The 244-nt window shown below is 64.3% G+C and carries 1 protein-coding gene; it reads left to right on the top strand.

Annotated features, from left to right (window positions below):
- Positions 1-244, top strand: a 244-nt coding sequence (locus SB751_RS34340) for an AMP-binding protein (RefSeq protein ID WP_410749538.1), incomplete at both ends; no start/stop codon positions are given.

The following is a 244-nucleotide window of genomic DNA, read 5'->3' as shown; positions in this document are numbered from 1 at the left end:
CCGTGCGCGCGGACGATCTCGCGTTTCTCCAGTACACCTCGGGATCGACGGGATCGCCGAAGGGCGTGATGGTGAGCCACGGCAATCTGCTCGCCAACGAGATCGCGATCCAGGCGGGACTCGGCGTGCGCCCCGACGACGTGTTCGTCAGCTGGCTGCCGCTGTATCACGACATGGGATTGATCGGCAGCCTGTTGCAGCCGGTGTTCAGCGGCATTCCGCTCGTGCTGATGTCGCCGCAATA

This window comes from Cupriavidus sp. SIMBA_020 (assembly GCF_046535395.1).
Taxonomy (GTDB): domain Bacteria; phylum Pseudomonadota; class Gammaproteobacteria; order Burkholderiales; family Burkholderiaceae; genus Cupriavidus; species Cupriavidus campinensis.
Note: the sequence above shows the minus strand (reverse complement) of the source record. Positions and strands in the feature narration are given on the sequence as shown.